Annotated in this window: 3 protein-coding genes; 1 reads left to right on the top strand and 2 read right to left on the bottom strand. The window is 66.2% G+C overall.

Annotated elements, in window-relative coordinates; all coding sequences use genetic code 11:
- Nucleotides 1-253 (top strand): alpha/beta hydrolase (locus VGI62_RS15955; protein ID WP_331505506.1); only part of this gene is annotated, 253 nt, incomplete at its 5' end.
- Between the two features lie 221 nt (nucleotides 254-474).
- On the opposite strand, the gene VGI62_RS15950 is transcribed toward VGI62_RS15955, so the two are convergent.
- On the bottom strand, nucleotides 475-918 hold the full coding sequence (locus tag VGI62_RS15950; RefSeq protein ID WP_331505505.1) for a GFA family protein: 444 nt from the start codon (nucleotides 916-918) through the stop codon (nucleotides 475-477).
- Nucleotides 919-1,193: 275 nt separating this feature from the next.
- Nucleotides 1,194-2,222 (bottom strand): amidohydrolase family protein, encoded by a 1,029-nt coding sequence (locus VGI62_RS15945; RefSeq protein ID WP_331505504.1) that lies wholly within the window; start codon nucleotides 2,220-2,222, stop codon nucleotides 1,194-1,196.
- Between the last annotated feature and the right edge of the window lie 382 nt (nucleotides 2,223-2,604).

Below are 2,604 nucleotides of genomic sequence, written 5' to 3'. Positions count from 1 at the left end.
CCGCGTGCGCGCCGACACGCCGCCGACCTTTCTGCTGCAGGCTGAGAACGACGACGTGGATGGCGTCGAGCAGTCGCTCGCCTACTACGTCGCACTCCAGAAGGCCGGCGTCCCAACGGAATTGCACCTGTACGCCAAGGGTGGCCACGCCTTCGGCCTGCGCGCCACCAATCTGCCGATCGGCCGCTGGCCGGATATGGTCGACCTGTGGCTGCACTCGATCGGCATGCTCGGCCCTCGGCAAGGCCGCTGACCTAAAAAAGTCTCCTCCGCCTGGAAAGCCGAGCTTCGCCATCCAGCGGAAGCCAGCGCCGTGCGCGAAATAGCACCGTCGGGCGGGAGGCGAACGTCGCTGTCTTCGACCCTCGCCGGCACGGCTCCTGCGGGGACTTTCCCGAGGTGCGCTTTCCTGGCGGTAGGCGAAGGCGTGTTCCCGATCGAGGGCCGACCGTACTCGGCCGAACAGCCAGCGCCCTACCGGCTATCTGGGCTCCGCCAAACCGACGATGGGACTTCCACTGCGGGGGGCATGTCATCGAACAGCAGGCAGGCGTCAGGGAAGGTGATCCAGGGCATTGCCTGCGCACAGCGCACCGCAACGGTTGGCGGCGGCAGTGTCGGATCGGCGAAGCAGCCTCCGGCGAAGCCAGTCTCGCCGGGCTTCCAGGCCCCGAAAGACTTCCAGTAGAGGGTCGTGCCGCACGTCGAGCAGAACCACCGCCTGCCCATGCCGTCGAAGACAGTCATGGGGCCTTCGATCCTGCCGACCTGTTCGTCGCGAAAGTAGACAGACCAGCCGAAGGCGGCGCCCGTGCGCCGCTTGCAGTTGTCGCAGCTGCATAGGCCGCTACTCGTCGGCTCGCCTTCGACCTCGATCTGGCACGCGCCGCAGGCGCATCTCGATGTCCGGACAGTCATGGCGCCTCCCGCTTTGGTGCCACTTAAGGCTCTGAACTTGCTGGCGCGGGTCGCTGCCGTCCAAGAGCCGACGGGGAGCCGGCTCCACCGCCACCGACCCCGGTCATCTGTGACGGCTGCTGGACTAGGACCAGATTGGGATCCTCCGCGCCAGAAGCGAAAGTTGACGGTCAGCTCGAAAGCGCACCCTCAGTCGCGTTTCCCCATCCGGTTTCCGCCCGATCCGTTGCAGACACTTCGCGGCGCGCCGCTCGGCGTAGAGTTCGCTCGCGCTCCTATGGCAGCCGGTAGAACTTCCGCGCCGTGTCGCGATAGACCAACGCCTTCTCGCTGGCTGAGGCGCCGGCCGTGATGCGTTTGAAGGCATTCCATAGGTTGGCATAGCTGCAGCTGGCTCGGTCGACGGGGAAGTTGCTCTCCAGCATCGACCGCTCGGGCCCGAACGCCTCGATGCAGGTTTCGATGTACGGCCGCCAAGCCTCCGCCAATTCGGCGGACCTCGGAAGCACCTCGCGCTTGTGGTGACCAAAGCCGCAGATCGTCATACCGAGGCCGCCCAGCTTGACCCACACGTTCGGCAGGCGAGCGAGTTCGGCGATGTCGGCACGCCAGCCGGCGAACACTTCGTCGCGCTTGCCCGCATAGGGCCCAATGCCGAGAGGCCCGCCGACGTGGTCCAGCACGATCAGCGTCTCCGGAAAGGCGCGGGCGAGGTCTGTCACCTCGGGCAGCTGGGGGTGGTATTGCCAAGCCTCAAACGACAGCCCGAGTGCGCTTAGCCTGGAGAACCCTTCGCGGAAGGCCTTCGAGGCGTAGAGCCCTTGGGGTGGGTCGGTATGGCTGTTCCGGACGGCGTCGCTGGCGTCCCAGCCGCCGGCGTGCCGGATGCCGCGGTAACGGCCGTTGCCGGCGCGCACCTGGCGTTCCAGCACGCCCTCGACGGGCGCCCCCATGGTCAGGTCCGCCCGCCCCACAATTGCCTCGCAGGCGAGCACCGAACAGGCGCGGCCCGCCTCACCGGGCTGCAGCAGAGGATTGTAGCGGTCGCTGGCGGCCATCGCCGCTACGCCATTGACGAACTCAACTTCGCCCACGAACTGCCATCCGGGCGCGGCGCCGGCTCGATAGAACGAGCCGCATTCAACGAAGACGGTGCTTTCGACCCTGTGGCCGCCGCCCGCCGTATCCTCGAGAAGTTCCGCCAGCATGTAGCGGCTGCCGGGGAAGTCCCACAGGTGATGGTGAGGATCGCAGATCGGCAGGTCCGGCTCGAGGATCTCCTCGATCGGGGCAGGGTCTGGCATGAGCGTGCTCCCACTGGCGGGAGATGACCATGCCGCTTTGCTACAACGGTTGGCCAGACCACTTCTCGTCGAACGCCAGCAGGTCCCGCTGCAGGCCTGCAGGCCTCGATGTCGGGCACGCGCCGGGAACAGCCATTGGCTCCGTCCCCAAGGCGACCTTCAGACGGGCAGTCGAACTTCGCTCTTCGACCCTTTGCAGGCGCTCATCACCTGCCGTCGTCGTAAGGTTCTAGTGGAAGATGTCAGTCCACAGTTTCCAGGTTCCACCGACTCGCGTCCAGACGACCACGACCACGTACGTCCCCTTGACGTTGACTGGCTTGTCGCCAAGCGTGTCAAAGCTCGCGATACCGACTTCTCGGATGAAGTCCGGCGACAGGCG

The organism is Phenylobacterium sp., assembly GCF_036495085.1.
Classification (GTDB): domain Bacteria; phylum Pseudomonadota; class Alphaproteobacteria; order Caulobacterales; family Caulobacteraceae; genus Phenylobacterium.
The sequence above is the reverse complement of the archived record's forward strand: the minus strand, read 5'-3'. Positions and strand labels throughout refer to the sequence as shown.

Bases quoted from the DNA above. Each gene is read 5' to 3' on its own strand.
- VGI62_RS15950 (WP_331505505.1), bottom strand. From the start codon at position 918: ATGACTGTCCGGACATCGAGATGCGCCTGCGGCGCGTGCCAGATCGAG.
- VGI62_RS15945 (WP_331505504.1), bottom strand. From the start codon at position 2,222: ATGCCAGACCCTGCCCCGATCGAGGAGATCCTCGAGCCGGACCTGCCG.